Origin of the sequence: Pseudomonas sp. W22_MBD1_FP4, from assembly GCF_052113765.1 — a bacterium.
GTDB classification, from domain to species: Bacteria; Pseudomonadota; Gammaproteobacteria; order Pseudomonadales; family Pseudomonadaceae; genus Aquipseudomonas; species Aquipseudomonas sivasensis.
Window position 1 is genome coordinate 267,974 of record NZ_JBGQOI010000001.1, and the last position, 18,591, is coordinate 286,564.

General features: G+C 56.5%; 16 protein-coding genes and 1 pseudogene. 8 read left to right on the forward strand and 9 right to left on the reverse strand.

Features of this window, described 5'->3' with window-relative positions; genetic code table 11:
• Window positions 1-8: 8 nt before the first annotated feature.
• From benC to ACEN2T_RS01365, 3 genes are read left to right on the forward strand one after another with little or no spacing between them, the layout of a single operon-like run.
• Window positions 9-1,031: a benzoate 1,2-dioxygenase electron transfer component BenC gene (gene benC, locus ACEN2T_RS01355; RefSeq protein ID WP_099602451.1), complete on the forward strand. Its 1,023-nt coding sequence runs from the start codon at window positions 9-11 to the stop codon at window positions 1,029-1,031.
• A gap of 10 nt (window positions 1,032-1,041) precedes the next feature.
• Window positions 1,042-1,803 carry a 1,6-dihydroxycyclohexa-2,4-diene-1-carboxylate dehydrogenase gene (locus ACEN2T_RS01360; RefSeq protein WP_095184814.1) on the forward strand — a complete coding sequence of 254 codons (762 nt, stop codon included), beginning with the start codon at window positions 1,042-1,044 and terminating at the stop codon, window positions 1,801-1,803.
• 54 nt (window positions 1,804-1,857) lie between these two features.
• The gene (locus tag ACEN2T_RS01365; protein WP_442116153.1) at window positions 1,858-3,192 is read left to right on the forward strand and encodes an MFS transporter; all 1,335 of its coding nucleotides are present in this window, start codon (window positions 1,858-1,860) and stop codon (window positions 3,190-3,192) included.
• 604 nt (window positions 3,193-3,796) lie between these two features.
• Here ACEN2T_RS01365 and ACEN2T_RS01370 read toward each other — a convergent pair.
• Window positions 3,797-4,897, reverse strand: a complete 1,101-nt coding sequence (locus ACEN2T_RS01370; protein WP_442116154.1) for an endonuclease — start codon at window positions 4,895-4,897, stop codon at window positions 3,797-3,799.
• A 3-nt stretch (window positions 4,898-4,900) separates the two neighbouring features.
• Window positions 4,901-7,249, reverse strand: a complete 2,349-nt coding sequence (locus ACEN2T_RS01375; protein ID WP_442116155.1) for an AAA family ATPase — start codon at window positions 7,247-7,249, stop codon at window positions 4,901-4,903.
• A 242-nt stretch (window positions 7,250-7,491) separates the two neighbouring features.
• Between ACEN2T_RS01375 and ACEN2T_RS01380 the strand changes: the two genes are divergently transcribed.
• From ACEN2T_RS01380 to ACEN2T_RS01395, 4 genes are read left to right on the forward strand one after another with little or no spacing between them, the layout of a single operon-like run.
• Window positions 7,492-8,592: a hypothetical protein gene (locus tag ACEN2T_RS01380; protein ID WP_034103432.1), complete on the forward strand. Its 1,101-nt coding sequence runs from the start codon at window positions 7,492-7,494 to the stop codon at window positions 8,590-8,592.
• Entirely contained in the window at window positions 8,589-9,128 is a 540-nt protein-coding gene (locus ACEN2T_RS01385; RefSeq protein WP_034103430.1) for a hypothetical protein, read from the forward strand. Before ACEN2T_RS01380 ends, ACEN2T_RS01385 begins: the two co-directional genes overlap by 4 nt.
• Before the next feature lie 9 nt (window positions 9,129-9,137).
• Entirely contained in the window at window positions 9,138-9,578 is a 441-nt protein-coding gene (locus tag ACEN2T_RS01390; protein ID WP_029612456.1) for a hypothetical protein, read from the forward strand.
• Window positions 9,579-9,590: 12 nt separating this feature from the next.
• Entirely contained in the window at window positions 9,591-13,022 is a 3,432-nt protein-coding gene (locus ACEN2T_RS01395; protein ID WP_153388178.1) for an AAA domain-containing protein, read from the forward strand.
• Here ACEN2T_RS01395 and ACEN2T_RS01400 read toward each other — a convergent pair.
• A complete protein-coding gene (locus ACEN2T_RS01400) occupies window positions 13,019-13,180 on the reverse strand; it encodes a LysR family transcriptional regulator (RefSeq protein WP_371919204.1) in 162 nt (53 codons plus the stop codon). The two genes, ACEN2T_RS01395 and ACEN2T_RS01400, sit on opposite strands and share 4 nt — an antisense overlap.
• 185 nt (window positions 13,181-13,365) lie before the next feature.
• Here ACEN2T_RS01400 and ACEN2T_RS01405 point away from each other — a divergent pair.
• Window positions 13,366-13,467, forward strand: a pseudogene (locus ACEN2T_RS01405) (transcriptional regulator); the annotation flags it as partial.
• Between the two features lie 41 nt (window positions 13,468-13,508).
• Here the strand turns inward: ACEN2T_RS01405 and ACEN2T_RS01410 are convergent.
• The 6 genes from ACEN2T_RS01410 to hxsD form a co-directional block, all read right to left on the reverse strand.
• On the reverse strand, window positions 13,509-14,186 hold the full coding sequence (locus ACEN2T_RS01410) for a DUF5710 domain-containing protein (RefSeq protein ID WP_034103424.1): 678 nt from the start codon (window positions 14,184-14,186) through the stop codon (window positions 13,509-13,511).
• 282 nt (window positions 14,187-14,468) lie between these two features.
• Window positions 14,469-14,882, reverse strand: coding sequence for a hypothetical protein (locus tag ACEN2T_RS01415; protein WP_029612449.1), 414 nt, complete (start codon window positions 14,880-14,882; stop codon window positions 14,469-14,471).
• A 50-nt stretch (window positions 14,883-14,932) separates the two neighbouring features.
• Window positions 14,933-15,541, reverse strand: coding sequence for a His-Xaa-Ser repeat protein HxsA (gene hxsA, locus ACEN2T_RS01420; RefSeq protein ID WP_034103419.1), 609 nt, complete (start codon window positions 15,539-15,541; stop codon window positions 14,933-14,935).
• Window positions 15,538-16,773 (reverse strand): His-Xaa-Ser system radical SAM maturase HxsC, encoded by a 1,236-nt coding sequence (gene hxsC, locus ACEN2T_RS01425; protein WP_034103417.1) that lies wholly within the window; start codon window positions 16,771-16,773, stop codon window positions 15,538-15,540. The genes hxsA and hxsC overlap by 4 nt, the downstream gene beginning before the upstream one ends.
• On the reverse strand, window positions 16,773-18,260 hold the full coding sequence (gene hxsB, locus ACEN2T_RS01430; protein WP_442116156.1) for a His-Xaa-Ser system radical SAM maturase HxsB: 1,488 nt from the start codon (window positions 18,258-18,260) through the stop codon (window positions 16,773-16,775). The genes hxsC and hxsB overlap by 1 nt, the downstream gene beginning before the upstream one ends.
• Entirely contained in the window at window positions 18,257-18,556 is a 300-nt protein-coding gene (hxsD, locus tag ACEN2T_RS01435) for a His-Xaa-Ser system protein HxsD (RefSeq protein WP_442116157.1), read from the reverse strand. The genes hxsB and hxsD overlap by 4 nt, the downstream gene beginning before the upstream one ends.
• Window positions 18,557-18,591: the final 35 nt, after the last annotated feature.

Sequence of the window (18,591 nt, forward strand, 5' to 3'; positions counted from 1 at the left end):
ACACCGCCATGACGTATGCCATCGCCCTGAACTTCGAGGATGGGGTGACCCGCTTCATCGACTGCAAGGTGGGGGAAAAGGTGCTCGATGCCGCCTTCCGCCAACGCATCAACCTGCCCATGGACTGCTCGGACGGTGTATGCGGCACCTGCAAATGCCGCTGTGAAACCGGCGCCTACGACTTGGGTGACGATTATATCGACGACGCCCTGAGCGCCGACGAAGCGCAGGCGCGCCAGGTACTGACCTGCCAGATGGTGCCGCAGTCCGACTGCGTGATCGCCGTGCCGGTGCCGTCCAGCGCCTGCAAGACCGGCACTACGCACTTTACCGCGACGCTGGCCGGCATCACGCGACATGCCGATGCCGCGCTGGAGGCGAGTTTCGAGCTGGACCAGGCGCCGGTATTCCTGCCCGGCCAGTACGTGAATATCAGCGTGCCCGACAGTGGGCAGACACGCGCTTACTCCTTCAGCAGTCGCCCGGGCGACACGCGCGCCAGCTTCCTGATCAAGCACGTGCCCGGCGGGTTGATGAGCAGCTGGCTCGAGCGCGCTCAGCCGGGCGACAGCGTGGCGATCACCGGCCCGCTGGGGAGTTTCTACCTGCGTGAGGTGGTGCGGCCGCTGCTGTTACTGGCCGGTGGTACCGGCCTGGCGCCGTTCCTGTCGATGCTTGAAGTGCTCGCGCAGCGCCAGGAAACCCGCCCGATCCGGTTGATCTACGGCGTAACGCGGGATCAGGATCTGGTGATGGTCGAGGCGTTGCAGGCTTTTACCGCGCGTTTGCCCAACTTCAACCTGGTGACCTGCGTGGCTGATCCGCACACCACTCACCCGCGCCAGGGCTATGTGACTCAGCACATGGCTGACGAAGCCCTCAATGGCGGCGATGTCGACGTGTACCTGTGCGGCCCGCCGCCGATGGTCGATGCGGTGCGCGAGCACTTCAAGCAGCAGGGCGTGACACCGGCCAGCTTCCATTACGAGAAATTCACCCCTAACGCGGTCGCCACGTGCGATGCCGCCTGAGGACTGCCCGATGACTCAACGGTTTAACAACAAGGTCGCGCTGGTCACCGGCGCTGCCCAAGGGATCGGTCGGCGTGTCGCCGAGCGCTTGCTGGAGGAGGGCGCCTGGCTGGTCGCGGTGGATCGCTCCGAGCTTGTGCATGAATTGCAGCATGAGCGAGCGCTGCTGCTGACCGCCGACCTGGAACAATACAGCGAGTGCGCGCGGGTGATGGCCGCCGCCACGGCCCGTTTCGGTCGCATCGACGTGCTGGTCAATAACGTCGGCGGGACCATCTGGGCCAAGCCTTTCGAGCATTACGCCGAGGCCGAAATCGAGGCCGAAGTGCGCCGCTCGCTGTTCCCTACGTTGTGGTGCTGCCATTGCGTGCTGCCCTACATGCTGGAGCAGGGCGAAGGCGCCATCGTCAACGTGTCTTCCGTGGCTACGCGTGGGGTCAATCGTGTGCCGTATGGCGCGGCCAAGGGCGGCGTGAATGCCTTGACGGCCTGCCTGGCCCTGGAGACTGCCGGCAGCGGGATTCGGGTCAACGCCACCGCGCCCGGCGGGACCGAGGCACCGCCACGGCGCATCCCGCGCAACAGCCAGCCGCAGAGCGAGCAGGAGCGCGTGTGGTACCAGCAGATCGTCGACCAGACCCTCGACAGCAGCCCGATGAAACGCTACGGCAGCATCGACGAACAAGCTGGCGCGATTCTGTTCCTGGCCTGCGACGAGGCCTCCTACATCACCGGCGTGACCTTGCCGGTGGGCGGCGGCGACCTCGGCTAAGGCTTTTTCCATCTGCTGACACTGACTCACAACAACAACAAAGAGAGCACTGCCATGCGTAGCCATGATGTCCATTCGATTATCGATAATGCCCCATTCAACCGCTTCCACTGGTTGATCGTGAGCCTGTGTGCCTTGCTGTTGATCTTTGACGGCTATGACTTGTTTATTTACGGCGTGGTCCTGCCGTCAATCATGCGCGAGTGGGGGCTGACGCCGCTACAGGCTGGCGCCCTGGGCAGCTATGCGCTGTTCGGCATGATGTTCGGTGCGCTGATTTTCGGCACCCTGGCGGACCGTTTCGGGCGCAAGAAAGGCATCGTGTTCTGTTTCACCCTGTTCAGTCTGGCCACCGTGGCCAATGGCTTTGCCAGCAGCCCAACCGAGTTCGGTATTTGCCGTTTTATCGCCGGGCTCGGCTGCGGCGGGTTGATGCCCAATGCGGCGGCGCTGATCAACGAATACGCGCCGAAGAAATTCCGCAGCACCCTGATGGCCTTCATGTTCAGCGGCTATTCCCTGGGCGGCATGCTCGCCGCCAGCGTTGGGATTTTCATGCTGCCGGCCTATGGTTGGCAGTCGATGTTTTTTGTGGCGGTGATTCCGCTGCTGCTGTTGCCACTGATTGTTTACTGGCTGCCTGAATCCATCGGCTTCCTGATCCGCCAGGGCCAACAAGACAAGGCTCGCGCGCTGCTTAATCGGTTGTCGCCAGGTACCAGGATCGAGGTCGAAGATGCGCTGGTGATCGCCGACAGCAAAGGTAAAGGCGCCTCGGTGGTGGAGCTGTTCCGCCATGGCCTGGCGGTGCGTACGGCGATGATCTGGGTCGCGTTTTTCTGTTGCCTGCTGATGGTCTATGCATTGAGTTCGTGGCTGCCCAAGCTGATGGCCGGCGCCGGTTACAGCCTGGGATCGAGCCTGTCGTTCCTGATCGCGCTGAACCTGGGCGGCATGGCCGGGGCGCTGCTCGGCGGCCGTCTGGGCGACCGCCTGAACCTGGTGAAAGTTGTGATCTGCTTCTTCGCCGCCGCCATGGTTTCGATCAGCCTGCTGGGCATCAACAGCCCGATGCCGGTCCTGTACCTGCTGATCTTCGTCGCGGGTGCCACCACCATTGGTACGCAGATCCTGCTGTACGCGGGGGCTGCGCAGCTCTACGGCTTGTCGATTCGCGCCACAGGCCTGGGCTGGGCGTCCGGCATCGGTCGCAATGGCGCGATTGTCGGCCCGCTGTTAGGCGGCGCGCTGATGGCGATCGAACTGCCTCTGCAACTGAATTTCATGGCCTTCGCCATCCCCGGCGCGATTGCGGCGCTGGCGATGACGGTATTTGCCCTGAATGAGCGGCGCACCCGTATCGCCATGCCCGACGCCGTGGCGCTGTGACTGCCAAATGCTCATGGGCAATGGTCCAGTGCGCAGCGCGAACTCGGTGGAGTGTGGTGTCGTACTTTGGCCACATGCACTGAAAGGACGTGAGCATGGAGGTGGGGTTGATCGGCCGGACAGCCTGTCAGGCGAACCCTAAAGACTGTCAGGGTCGCCAAAGAACATTTTGACTTGGTTCTAGAACGGTAGTTTCAGATCATAAAAAACTAATGATGCCCCCAGTTTTGCCCCCAGTTACACAGGGTGCGAGAGCGCTCGCGAGCGGCGATTTCTCACGGACTCCAGTATGGCAGTGACTGGCTTTCGGTGTAACTCCTCATTGGATCTGGAGGTAGGTTGCAGGGCTCATCAAGGACACGCTAATCCGCTCTCGCTCGAGAGCAGCAACTCCGATCGGCCGTGTTCGACCCAATATTTGCATCCGCGTAATTGGTTTGCTGGTCTTGGAGGTTTCTACGAAACCAGGGGCGATTCAGAGCCTAGAATGCACTTTTAGTTAGAGTGCTATCAATTTGATAGATGACAAAGCTGTGTTGCGTTGCCAGCAAGGATCGAACACCTGCGTTGAAAGCGTATGGACGGCCTGCCGGGTAAGCTTTGATCAGACGAGGCGCTTCTCGAAACCAGCCAGATATTCGCGAACCATCGTCGAGTAGGGTGCTTGAGGCTTGGCCATCTCTTTCATATGTCGCACCGTACGGTCTATCAATGCTTCCATTCGTTTTATGATGCGCTTGTTTTCATCCGCGCACGGAGCATTCCTGCACACTTCGAGTTTCAGAATCATCGCGCAAAGATCCTTTACTGACTCCTCCATAAAGGCGAGTTGGCGCAGTACTCGCGTGCGATCCTGGACCAATCCCAAACGGTTCAGCCCGTAGGTATGGATCGATACCGCGCCACGAAGACTGAGCTTGTCTTCAAGCGCCTTATCAATTTCAGCTTTGAATTCCGGGAGTAGATCTTGGGTTGGAATAACTTCAGGTAGCCCCGCGCCATCGTGTGGTTTTGGTAACACCAACCCAATGAGCTTTTCGCAGTCGACATGGAAGGCTAAATGCTCTTGTGGATCATCCCGGCAGGGATTGAGTAACAACGCGTATTCCGTTGAACAGTCCCTCGAGTCCTGTGTCGCGCGCGGCCCCAGGATTGGAAAATGGTTGCCTTTACCTGTAGTGACCCTGCGTTGCTTGCTGAAGCCTAAGTGGTCACTGCGCAGTTCAACCAATTGGGTTGAGAGCACCGGTGTGATGTGTTCGTTCAGTCGGTTGCAATGGATGCAGCTGGGAAGCAGGTTTTCCCAATCCATCGCCAGCCACCAATACCCCGTATGGTCAGTATCATTTACGCCCCCCTTCGGCCTGTAATGCTCTACGTCAACCGGGGCCACGGCAGGGTAGAACGTTTCGCAATACGCGCACTTGCCATGAAACAGCGCTAACAACTGGGTTTTGACCGAGTTTTTGCGATAGGTCTTGAAAAGGGGTTTTTTCAAGGAGTCCACTGCCTTTGCGGCTTCAATCACAACCGGATCATCGGCCGCCAGCGTGGCTCTGGCGCGCGCCAAGGTCTCAAGTGCAGCCGTTTTTTCTTTGAAATAGGCGGTTAAATCAGTGAGTTCCTGATCCGCGGCACTGACTGTGGTCTTTCTCGGCAACATCGCCAGGGGCTTTTTCACGAGGGATCGGTCAACGAAGCGCACGGTTCAAAAGTCCTTGAGGATATTCAGTATTTTGGTCTTGGTTTCCACACGTATCGTTTCCCACTCACTGGAAGGCTCCTTCTTTCGCCGCTGAAGAAATTCGGCGACAGCCTCCTGAACGACACGCTGGGCCTCACTGGTGCCAACGGGAAGCGCGTCGTTGACCTCATCTTCGAAATAGGCCATGACCCGCTGTTCTTGGGCGGTCAACACTTCTCTGTTTTTGCGCTTGCTCAATAGATCGGCCACGCTGGCCAATTGCTTCTCCATTTCCGGCTGGTCAGTTGACATCAAATTGAAAAAATCGGACGTTAGCAACTGCTCGATCGTCAACCGGGAGGAGTCCGGTAGATCACTCAATTGCTCAATGCACGTGGCGTACTGAGTCTTTGCCCCGCCAGCCTTGGACCGACGTTGAACGACCACGACTTCTCCTTTCTGCATGCCGCGCAGACATAGGGGGTCATGGCTGGTGGCGATGAACGTGACCTTGGGCAAGGCCTTGCGCAACACATGCATGATCTGAATTTTCCAGCGCGGGTGCAGGTGCGCTTCGACTTCGTCGATTAACACCACAGCCTGGGCATGCTCAAGTCCTTGAAAACGGGGATGGACGCGACGGTCCATGAGCCGTTGCATGATGTCGCATACCATTGCCAGGATGGTTCTGTAGCCTGAGGACAAATCATTGAGCGGTGTCCTAGTCACTACACCGGCGGGGACCGTCACGATCAGGCAAGATTTACCGTCGGGCGCTTTTTCGATGACTTTTATGTCGCCGTCCACAGACATGATGATTTTCAATGCACGGGCTACGTCATTGAAGTCTTCGCCTTCCAGCCCGAGCAGCCAGTGCTCCGGATTGGCCAGTAGGCGATCCGTTTCGAACAGGTTGATGATCGCATGATCGGCTTCATGAGCCGGAGGAGATCTTTTCTGGTATTGGCGAAAGGCGCCATAAGCGAACACTGGCGGTACATCATCCGGTCCATCTGGTCGAAAGACGTTGTCATCAATCCTCAAGACTTTGGCTTGCCCCTCGTCGAAACTCAAACGTACCTGTGCCGGGGTTTTAGAGGCCACGTCATCCGAGCCCAGTTGGGCTGGAGAAAGTACAAAGGAGGCAGGTGTCAGGTTCAAGGTGGCAGGTGTATCTGGATGGCTCAGAGCAAGCGCAATCGCTTCGAGAATCGAACTTTTTCCGGTGGCGTTTTCACCCAGTATCAGCAGTGCTGGCTGTAGAGTTTCATTGCTCAACTGCGATTCGGCGCTGAGTGTGCCGAGATTCAATTCGAGGTGCTCGATTGCCTTGAAATGCTGAAGTTCGATGGAACGCAAGGACGGGTAAACCAGCGGCACAGGTGTCTTCTGCTGGTCTGGCTCAGTGCCCAGAACGCCATAGTCCGTTGGCGGTATGTTCAAGGTTTTACGGCCGAAGTCAGTTTCTTTAATCCACCCCTGCAATTGTTCACGCGTCTGCTGATAGTCCCCGACTGAAAGCAGGGTTTTCAGTGTCTTTGCCACCCCGGAGCGGCCGGTAGGCATTGTCAGGCCAGCTCTTTGTGACAAGTACAGCGCAATTCGCCGGCATTGCAGGTACCACAGGCCACCGAACTCAAGTTCGGCAAAGTCAAAATAGGTCTGAAAGGTAGCCTGGCGTAATCGCGGCAGGTGTTCACCAGACGCCAATAGTTCTTCACGGTACTGCCGAAGTCTGGCTTCCCGCAGTTCATTCAATTCTGGACGGTCCAGGCGAAAATTGGCGATTGTGATATCGCCCTCTTCAGACAGTGGCAGCAGCTCGCCATTAACGGAGGGGAAAAAGTGCTTTTCAAAACGCTGATCAACGCACGGATCAAGCAAAACGGCTGTCTCGCGGTATGTGGAGAAGCGCCATGAACCGAGATTGTCATCGGCATACTGGCGCAATTGCTCAAGGTTCGGAATCGGAGCACGTTTGCCCTTGACCGGAAAGAACGAAGGCTGACGCGGAATACACTTCAGACAGATGGGATAGATATTTTCCCAGGCATTGGCGAGCCAGACATAGTAGAGATGCGAGTCAATCCCTCCCATCGTAGAGGTTGCAGACGACGTTGGTCGGAATCGGTAGGGAAGTGGATGATCCTTGCTTTCGCAAAATGCGCATTTCCATCGAAACATTTGTCCCAGCGCATCATATACAGGGCTGACCTGGTTCAGATTCAGTTCCAGGTCTTCCATGGGCACACGGGTTTGAGAGCGCTCCTGAGTGTCCAGACTGAAGAAATCCAGCAGTTGCTCTCTGGACTTCCTGAATTGCTCTTCGCGGAAAATGGAGGGAGGTACTTTGTTGCGTAAAAATCTTTGCATTGCTCATCTTCCCTGACACGGCGAAAAAAACCGCCACAGATCATCGCCAAACACAGGGTGCACGATATAGCATGGGGCCACTATCGAAAAGTCTGTGATGGTCCGCGAAGGCTGTCACGCGTCATTGGGGCATACCTAATGTCCACGGCTTCAGGAATGGCTTGTTTCAAGCAATAACCTGGCACCCGCCCGTGTCGAGCCCTCGGGCTTTTGGAGAATCTGTACTTCAATGGACTGTGACCTTGATTCAAATCGACAAACCCGTAACCTTTCTGCTGCCATTTGATCGGTACAGCCTGACGCTCTCACACCGGCTGCTGGACAGCATGGGCGGTGTATCGCGTTTTTTGCTCAGAGCCATCGAACAGGAGCTGTCGCTCGCCGCACTGATAGAGGTAACGGCGCTTAGCGAGAGCGTGCTGCTTAATCAGCTGGCATACCTGCAGGCCCACCGGTATGTGCAAATAGAAGAGGGTGAAAATGGCCCGTTGCTGTGGCTGACGGCGCGGGGCACCTCTATCGTGCAAGTGGAGCACTTGCTTGAGGATTTCAGCCTCACGGTCTGGCTGGACGCTTTCACCCTTTCGCGTCACGCGGCGCACTTTGTGATGTTCGACGACGGTACGACAAACCCACAGACATTACCTGCGAATGACGCCCCATCGACCGTTGTCACTAATGTGCCTCGTCGGACAGGTCGGGCAGGGCGCTCAAGGCTTTTTGATGATGCCAATCGCCTCAGAGGGCTGTTGGAGCAAGACGGTCTGAAGCAGTTGCTCGAGTATTGCTGGGGAGCCGATTGCGAGTTGATAACGAGCGAGCTTGAACACTGGGCGTTCGAGCTGGGCATGGATGAGGGTGAGCAAGCCGGGCTGCAGGTGCCGATCGAGTACGCGGCCGGGGAACTGCAATTGCGCCTGAAGACGTCCAATCATCATGGCAAGTCGGATGCACTGCCGTCGCTGACCTTGCCCGTGGTCGAAATTGCTCATGTGTTCAAGCCAATAGCGAATTTCCCGTGGACGGTCGAGCTACCGTCCACGCGTGTTCAGCGGCTTGAATTGGTCAGTTCGGGCACCTTGAGCCATTTCACCACGGCTGCCGTTGTGGAGAGCGAGGACGCCAGACATGCCAGGCTGCCCATGTGTCTTGGTGACGGCCTGCCAAGTGAACTTGATTCGTTGACCGTTGCGCCTGGCCTCTGCGTAGAAACCGACGCCAGAATCCTGCAACTCTTGTGCTCAATGGATGAGGTGCAGTTGGCCCGTCATCTACAGCGCACCCCTGACGCGTTCACCCTGTCCCACAACCTCATGACCGAAGAAGCGGCGGAATTAGCGTGATTACTGTCGATGTGTTCGCGACCTTGTTTGACTGGGACGACAAAACCACGGAACGGGTCAAACGTACCAGTGGCGTCAGCCGCACCCTGTATACGATGGCGCGTACGGGTAAAGCCGCCAGTCCGTTGATTTTCGTCGAGGCGGGGCTGGCATTTCTGGATGCTTTGGGGGCTTACGCTGATTATCGTCAAGCCAAAAGCAAAACACAGGCACTGGAGGCCGAAGGTGAAGCTCTTCGCCGTGAGTTCAAGGAACTTGAGAAGCAATTTCGCTTACAGGCCAAGGAGCGTGACCTGAAGTTCAGTGCGCAAATGAACGCGTTGCGCAACCATTTGGAGGCTCGTGACGTAACGCTGCACATCGGAGTGACGAACCTGGAGAACCTGGGACGGCATATCAAGCGTCTGGGTGATCACGTGTCTCGGGAGCGTTTGGCGGTGACACCCAATTGCGTGCCATTGTTGAAGCTGGAGCGCACCTATTATCTGTTGGTTGATGCGCAGCTCAGTGCAGCGCTTTCGCTGTTGGACGAGTGAGGACCCATCATGAAAAAGGCAAAACCGCAAAAGACGAACACTGCCGAAAAGGCAGGCGATAGCGAGAAGGTCACAATGAAAAAACTCGACCAAGTGGCCGATATCGCCAAAGCCGCCATTTCTGTGACCGGCAAGCTCGCCGATTGGGGCAAGCAGACCTCGGTAACCAAAGCTTCCATTGAAGCTAGCAAGGCGCGCGTCAGCGCTGCCGAAGAGAAGACCAAGCAGGTGGCCTGGAACGCCGTACAAAAGATGTCTGAAACTGACCGCCTGCGGCAGAAAGACGCCAACGAGCACGATCAGGCAATGGCCAGGCTCCAGATGGAGCATGAACAGATGATGACGCTCGACCGTGAACGGGAGCGTGTTCTCGACAAAATTCTTGAAGAGCCAGCCTCCCTGGACCAACTGGCGCACAGCTACCGGGCGCTCATTCCGCTCAAGCCTTGAGATCTACGACCTATGTACCAATTTGTTGCTGCGGGGTTGTTCGTTCTGGGTGCGAGTGCCGTTGCCTGGTTTCTGGATCGTGAAACCGATGAAGAACGTGAGCTCCATGAAGAACTGAAGCAGCGCAATGCCCGGACGCGAAGTGATTTTCAGGCTACCAGCTGGGCAAACGCCATGGAGCAAGCTCGGGCCCACGAAAGTGCTGCGCTGCGGTACAAGGCCGAGAACCAGGATTATTGCAAAAAGTTTCGGGCGCGCCTGCAAGGCACGGCCCAGGAGTTCGACATTCTGGCGCAACGGCTGGCCAACGATCTGTCGGACGTATCAATCAGTCCCTACAGACGCAACGCACTGCGCCTGCTCAATGGGCGCCTGCAAGATACGCAGAACCGCCTGGCAGGTTTTTTCGCATACTGCGAATGGTATCTGCAGACATTAGACAAACTCGCTCAAAAGCAACAGTTCACTGAACTGATGAACATGGCACAGCCACAATCCCGGTTACCTGACGACTGGTTTTACGGCGGCAAGGTCGTTCTGGCATCGGTCTCAGAGATTGATAATGCATTCAACGCCTACGGGCAAAAGCTCGAACTGCGTGCGGAGAAGCAGGCCGACGTTTGGACCGATACGCAACAGCGCGCACTGATGATGCAGTACCCCGATCAGGATGCGGTGCCGGTGCAGATGTCAGGTAACGTCAAGCGGCCGAATTTCTTCAAAGCCTGCGTTTTTCGGGGGGCATTGCACGCGGAACACATACTGGAAAGTGTGCCATGCACGGCTTTCATTGAAAGAGCGCAGACATCGCCACAATATGGCGACGGCTACCTCGTGCGTTGTTATCCAGGTTTCTGTTCTGTCGACAAGCAGCAGTCCGCAAACGGCGGTGTCGTCGCATTCTTGCCACGCAGCGAGTCGAGCTTCCCCGGAAAGAATTACCCGCGTGGTGATCGTATTGAAGTGTACGTTCATTACTACGACTTACTGCTGAGCAAAGGCCAAGTGACGGTCACTCAGCACCCGGAGTCGCTTCGCTACGGCGAACAGAGTGCAGCACCGGTGTTTATCCACGCGGACCGCGCTGTGTATGATCTTGAGGGGCTGGAACGCGAAAGTGGCAGTGCACAGTGGCAGTTGCGGGGCTCGGTCGAGATTGATGGCGAACTCATCGTCTCCCTGCAACTTGGGGCATGGCTGATCGAGGCCAAAGCCAGCTTCAAGGACTCTCAGTTGCACATTGTGAATGTGACGCGCACCGGTTTCGATAGCGTTGAGCTGGACGCTTTGCCTTGCCCGGTGCGGTTGATTGACGTGAGATTCAAGGACAGCGTCTTCTGCGACGTCCTGCAGTTCGAAGCCTTCGTGACCTTTTGTCGTCAGCAGTCATTTTTCGCCGGCGACAGTCAGGCACGCAAGCAGGCTGGACAGTTCTTCGAGCGTTGGAATGCAGTTACAGATTATCTGTTGGCTGAAACAGGGCATGCTGTATTTAACTTGAGTGATGTCACTGAAGTGGAAGAGCGAACGCTGGAGTGTTCCAGCAGTTCGAATCTGGTCGATGGCCTGCAGAAATTGATTGAAAAGGCTCGTAGTACGCCGCGGTTGTTCGTGGAGCAGCTGTGCCTGAGTGCCGATGGTGAAGAGCGCTGGTTGCAGGTCGCCGAGTTGCATGGGGTGCCAGAGGCCCGAGCTGCGAAACGTTACGAAATCTTCCATAAAGGGATGAAGCGCCCAGGCTCCGATAGCGGTTACGTCGATGTGCAGCCGTCGCAACACAGAATACGCTTTCCCAACCGGGGCGAGCTGGCAAATCTGGGGCGGCAGAAGATCGCGCTTCAGGGGTTCCTGGGTGGGCGCCTGATTAATCGAAACCTGCAGCAAATTCTGCTGATGCCTGCCCGCTATGTTCCACAACCCGACCCATTCTGGAATGAACGGGTCAATAGTGGCCTGAACTGGCGGGACCCCAATTGGCAGGGGGCTGACAAAGCGAAGGCCGCAAAAAAGGTGATCGAGGCGGCGCTCGTCGAATCCAATTTGTATCTGATACAAGGGCCTCCGGGTACAGGCAAGACCACCTGCATCGTCGAGTTGTTGCACCAGTTGTTCTGCGCCAGACCAGACTCCAGGATTCTGGTAGTTTCGCAACAGAATACTGCGGTGGATAACGCTCTCGATCGCTTCCTTGAACAGTTCCCGGGTTTCAGCTCCAACGTATTGCGCATTGGCAACGATGTAGAAAAGGTGCAAGTGGAAGTTCGGCCGCGCATGACCGAAAACGTTTTGATGGAGTACCTGCGCGAGCGTCAGCAGGACTACAGTCTGGCGAGCCTCGAGAACCCCGAAAAAGCCGATTGGATCGAAACCTGGATGGACCGTATCTATCATCCTTCAGACCGGGGACGTTCACAGTTCGATGATGAACTGGCTGAGCTCGTTGTCCAGGATCACGGCCTGATCGGTGCTACCTGCGTAGGATTGTCATCGCGACGTTACGGTATGGATCGACTTGCATTCGACATCTGCATCGTCGACGAAGGAGGCAGGGCAACGGTTCCCGAACTCTTGATTCCACTTATGCGCAGCCGTAAAGCAATCATTATCGGGGATCATTTCCAGCTCCCCCCGAGCATCGGCCGCGCCTTGCAAGAGGCCGAGGCAAAGACGGTCTTGCCGTTTCTTGAGGAAACATTTCTCAAGACCAGCTTTTTCGAGCAGCTTTATGAAAACCTGCCAGCGGCCTGTTCCGGCAGACTTGTGGAACAGTTTCGCATGGTCGAACCCATCGGCGATCTGGTAGCGGACCTGTTCTACACCGCCAATGACGTGAGGGGGCTGCACAACGGGAAGGTGCACGAACGTAAGGATTTTCTCGACGCAGAACACTGCATGCGCTGGGTGGACGTCCCTCATGGCAAGGAAGAAAACGAAGGCACCAGCCTGTTCAATGAGGCGGAGTCCAAAGCGATAGTCGATTTCCTGAAAGCGTCGGCGCATAAACTGGCATCGCGCCGAGCGGAAGGCACCCATAGCGTAACGACTAAATCCGTGGCAATCATCACACCCTATGGAGCCCAGAAACGCGTAATCAATAAAGATTTCGCAGCGCTTAGAAAAAGCTTGCCGCTTATCGACGACGTGTTTGAGGTAAAGATCGATACGGTGGACAGTTTCCAGGGAAGCGAAGCGGATATCGTGTTGTATTCAACTGTTCGTACTCAGGGGGGCATCCGCTTCCTGCTCGACCGTCAACGTTTGAATGTGGCGTGCTCACGAGCGCGGGAAAACCTCACATTCTTTGGCCACGCCCAGTTTCTGCTCAAGCAGGAGCGCGGCAAGAATGCACTGTTTAGCCTGATCATCAAACGCAGCGCTCGAGCCACGGCTTCGAATCCTTTTCAGGCGAATACTCACAAGAGCAAGGTGCCATTGAGTAGTTAGTGTTTCCTGATGCAGTAGCTGGACTGGACGGACCTGCTTTCGGATTGCTCCGGTCGCTTGGCAAAAGCGGCCCCTGCGTCGGTCGGCGACACCGTCCTGTTTGTCCGACTCAACAGCCGAACCCTGAGCCGACTTTCCAGATTGCGGACGGCATGAATAGCGGCGCCTAGCGACTATCCGGGCCCCCAAAAACATTTTGACTGGGCTCTAGCGCTGTGTTTTCAGGCAGATAAGTTTCAGATATGCCCCCAGGTTGCCCCTAGGTGTATCAGGTTCTTGGTGGAGATTTCCGACAGAAACCAGATGGATTCAGATGGCCTTCAGTAGTTCATAGGTTGAGGGTAAGCGACACGTTCCCCCTGGAAACGGTGAAGTCATCGAAACGAAAGGTGGCAATCACTCCGGCCTGAAGGCTTGGAAAGCTCAGTACGGTCCGCTGTCGTGAAAAGCTGAGGTCCTCGAGCCGTACGGTATTGGATAGGGTAATTAGGGTTGCTCGCGAACCTGCATCCATTCGAAAAAATCTTCGGATGCAAAGCCGACGCTGCAGTTCGCGTCGAACCGCTCGTTGATTCTGATTAGAGTCATCCGCTGAGCTTCTTGTGGTGAGGTTGGGAAGAAAGCTCCACCAGGTTCGCTGTGCATGAAAAAATCGCCGAGCTTGGCTCCGCAGTTTTCGCAGTGATTCATCAGGTAACGGCTGCCTACCGTTTTGCTGTAGGCCTGCTTGAACTTGTTAGTGAAGTGATGGATCTGCTTCGCGACCCCGGGAGAGAGGCTGGCGATATTGGAGATCGTTCCGCGATACCCATGGCACTTCCATTCGCCGAGGTTGCTTGTGAGCGCGAAATCTTCGTCCTCATCCTCGTAGTAATCGAACTCTTCGTGTTGCTCGGGCAGCTTGAACGAAAACACGCGGGTCAAATTAGAACAGTCCCAGCAGTCGGACACTGACTCTATGATGTAGTAATACGGTGCTCTGACACTAAATTCAGGTCCGTGCTCGAGGTCTGCGTGCTCTGTTACGGGTAGCCATTGAGCCAAGGGGCCGATGTCGACACCCTCGGGGATGTACCAAGTCTTCAGGCCCGGGTCCCACTTGGCACCGAGTGATTTCGCTTCATCTTTTTCTGAGAAGGGGACTTTCAGATCAATCCTTGCCATTTCTGTATCCGTACGTATTGCTCATCAGTAGGCGTCAGATCCCATGCTAGAGCCTTCTAGCCTTGTTGGGGACCTTCGAGTTCTAAAAAAAGAGCGACAAAGCCAGGCTGATGGCGGGATGTGCTGCAATAGCCCGCTGGTCTGTCTTGGTCAGAGGTTAATTCATAACTGCGCTCAATGGTTGGGTCTTCAATCAGTCTGTATATATTGCCTGCTAACCGACTATGGCTGTTATCTGAGGTCGACCAAGTTTAGGCCTTAAAAGGAGGCCTATAACTCGGTTCAGGGCAGCAGCCAAGTGCTGTTTGGGGTGGTTGACCGGATGCCGACTGCCTGGCACTGCTCCAGAATCGGCAGAATGTAGGTGATGTTGGTACGGCCCGGCTTGCCTTCTGCTCTGTAACGAGCCGCCTGGCAAAGTGGGCCGGCTTTTTCGTACGTATGGTTGGAGCTGATTTCCACAGCTTGTGCTTGGCCGAAATGATTGTTACCGGCGAGGTAGTCCAACGTTTGCTGGAAAGCTGCTCGAGTCAGCGCCAACTGCGAGTCTTCCGATCCGGTCTCAATCACAACGCGATTTGCATCAACGGTCGTGATACGGAAACGGGCGCTACGCGACGGTGTTTGCAGTTCCTTGCCTTGCAGGCGGCTGATCAATGCCCAGAGAGTGTTGTCGACTTGAATGATGTGCTGCATGGGATAATTCCTTCGTTGCTGACTGGACGCTAGCTTTAACCTGAAGCGACTTATGGAATCTTGATACCCAACGCATTCAACGATGGCGTATCCATCCGGCCATTCACGGTCAGCCCACTGTCCATCTGAAAGGCCATCAACGCACCACGTGTCGCCTTGCCCATCACCCCATCAATGGTGCCTTGGTAATACTGGCGCACCATCAGCGCGGTCTGCACACGGGTGACCAGGTTGCTTTTCTGCTCATTGGTCGCGCGGCTCCTCGAAGTGCTCGAACTTGTCCCGCTGGTAGTGCCAGACGACTGATAAAGGCTGTTGCTGCTTGAGGTGCTGCTCGAAGCACTCGGCGCGCTGTAGCTTCGGGTACTGGTAGCGGGAGGGCTGTAGTAGCGAGGTGCGCTATAGCCACCCGAGCCGCTGTAGTGAGAACTGTGCGAACTGTGGGACCGGTGTGAACTGTGCGAGCGATGTGCCGCATATATGTTGACGGTGTCTGGCGCATTGAGCGTATCGGCAAATACCGGGGGCTGTAGCTTGTCGTTGGGTTGCCAGTTGGCATCGGCGAGCGACAGATGGCCCGCCTGTGCCAGGGTGGTACCTGCCATTGGCAGCAAGCTGATCCCACTGATCAGGACTTTCCAGCGGTCGAGCAATTTCACTGTGCACTCCTTGCATAGGCGCTAAAGGCCTCGGTCGATAGTAGTTGTACGCCGCGGCTCTCCCAGCGGTCGGTGTGGGATTTGAAGAAGCCAGAGCAATGTTTGACGGCAGCGCATTGCTGGCAGGTATCGATGAACAGGTTCTTCCAGTCCGAGATGCTCTGGCGGGCGAAACGCGAGAGGTGGGCCGGGATCAGGCACAGGGGCAAGTTGTAGATCGAAACCGGCACTCCGCGGTTGAACAGGAAATACACGGCCTGGCTCAACGACTCTTGATAGTCCAGCGGGTCAATCCACAGTTCTTCGTAGTTCTTCCTGGCCAGGCCGGTACTTTCGATACCCATCAGCGCAACATGCCGCACGAAGGGCAGGTTCCTGAACACGTAGTGGGCGAGCTCGGGCAAGCGTGGCGTGGTCAGGCGATTGAGCACCACGCGTATCTCGATGATCTGGTTGGCGCGCGCCAGGTTGTAAAGACCTTGCAGGGTTTCGCTGAACGCGCCTGGAGCCTGCACCACATGGTCATGGTCTTCGGCATTGTCGGCATACAGCGGGATGCCCCAGCTCAACTGAGGGTGGCCGATGGCAGAGAGCGCTGCGATCCAGCTCGGGTCTTGGAACAGACGCCCGTTGCTGAGCACATGAATGGATTTCTGCGGCAAAACGGCTTTGCACTTGGCCAGGATTTCGAGCAGGCCGTCGCGATAAAGCGTTGGTTCTCCGCCGCTGATTCCCAGATTTTCCTCGCCCGGGTCCATCAGGTCGATCAGCCGTAGGTTCTCCTCGATGTGCCAACGGTCATCGATATCTTTGGGCGGCTGCGAGCACATCAGACAGAGGCTGTTGCAACGATCGGTCATGAACAGCAGGTTGCTGTCTGAGCCTCGTCGATAGAGCACTCGCACCAACGCGTTGCCTGGTGTGATGGCAATGACATCGCCGGACTGCACGACATCCGCATCTTTGGGGGTGTGCAGGTGTAGCCGCGCGCTGTCGAAGTCGCCGATCAATGGTTCCGGGATCAGGAATCCACCCACTGGCAATGAGAGCAGATGCGGGCTCCGTAGCCGTTGTTCGTTTGGCAGCAAAAGCACGAGGTCACCGAACTCAGCGCTTCCGGCACAAACAGCCAGGCCTTGTTCGATGAACTCATCCAGAGTGATGACCTTGAGCAGTTTCGGCTCATTCAGGTGATGGATTTCGAAGTGGGTATCTTTGCGCAGCATCGCCATCAGCCCCTGTAACCCGGGAACCGGACATCGTTGTAAGAGCGCCTGTTCAACCAAGACAGCAGCACCCTCTGCACGTTGTCGTCGCCATCGCAAAGTAGGCCGAAAAGATGCTTCAGCAGCCCCATGTTCTTCTTGCAGAAGCTGCTGAACACTCGGTGTCCGATCGGGTCAGCTTGGCGGGCATAGTGTTCGACGGGGTCAGCACCACAGTACGGGACAAGTGCGCAGTCGGAGCAGCCCGGCAGCGCCTCTGCTACACCACTGGCGAGCAACGCATTCATAACGGGCGATGCGAGTAACTCAGACAAGGGTTGCTGCACGGTGCCGAGCCTCAAGCCGTCTTCACCCATCTCCAGCAACATTCGGGCTTCGTCCGAGGGATAGACGTAACCGTCATAGTTGTAAACCAGCGCCGCAGTGCCTGCGCCAGCAGGAGAGCGCAGGTCTACATAGCCGGAGGAGAAGGGTGTCAGGATATTCTTCAGCAACAGGCTCGTATAACTCTCTGAGAGGTATACGCCCTGTTGGTTGATATGCAGCAAATAGGCCAGTGCCTTCTTGTAGAAGGCCAGGTATCGCTCAATAGGGTAATCAAGTCGATGGGCACTCTTGGTGGCAAACCCATAAGGGCTCAGAGGCCGAAGCGAGATGCTGGAGAAGCCCTGGCTTACATACTCATCGATGATCGCTTCAGGTTGTTCGAGGCTTCTTGAAGTCAGCGTGGTCAGCGCGGAAACTGCATCATGGCCAAGGCGCTCACGGACCCACTGGATGCCTTTTACAGTGCGCTCGTAAGAGTCTCTTGACGGGGTAGGGCGGTTGGCATTGTGCAAGGGCGCCGGCCCATCGAGCGAAGTCGAAAACTGGATGCGATTTTGTTCTGCGAAGTCGAGTATTTCCTCCGTCAGGTGGTGCAGCGTGGTGGTGACGACGAACTGGATATCCCGTTGTTCGACCACGTTCCGTTCAACGATCCATTCGACAATCTGGCGGACGCGCTCGAAGGCCAGAAGTGGCTCGCCACCCTGAAACTCCACAGTCAGGGCGGGAGCGTTCGATTCGAACAGGCGATCGACCGCCGACTGTGCATCCGCTTCCGACAGGTCGTGGCCGGATCCTCCCAGAGGGGCCCGCGACACTTGGCAGTACTGGCAGGTGTGGTTGCAGCGCAATGTAACCACGAACAAGTGCAGTGCAGGGCCCTGGAAAATGAAGTCCTTGCGGCTGCGATACTGCGCGGCCATTTCAGGGAACGGGTCGTGGCGGCATGGTTCATAGATGAAGTGGCGGGCCAGCAGGTCCTTGTAAAAAGGCGTACTTGCTGGAACGTCGAAGTAACTGAGGGCTCGTAATTGCGCGTCGTTCACGTGCATGTACTCACCGGTATCGGAGGTGAGTAGGATGTCACGGTCATGTCCCGTGTTCATGCGCATGAATCGAAAAGGCAGCAAGCGGTAGTGCTTGGCGTCTGTCGCAATCAGTGTCACTGCGAAACCCCACATCCAGCGAGCGCGGCTCGGGCCAGGACTTCGCGCAACCCTACTGTTTCGCGGTTGATATGGTCGCGTAGGGCGAAGTCGTTCAGATGCTGGAGGATCAGCGAGTGAGTCTGCTCCGGGGAAAGCGTTAGCCTTGCTTCAGCGGGGTGGGCCGTGAGACTTATCTGATTGGTTTCAATACCGGCCTGGATCGCGACAGTGTCGGCAAGGGAATAAGCGGCGCGTTGCACCACGCTGAGCGGGTAGGCTTCGCTGTCGAGTTTCAGCGTGACAGGCCATGTCATCGGAACCGCTCCTTCAAATCCGTTGGGAACGTGTG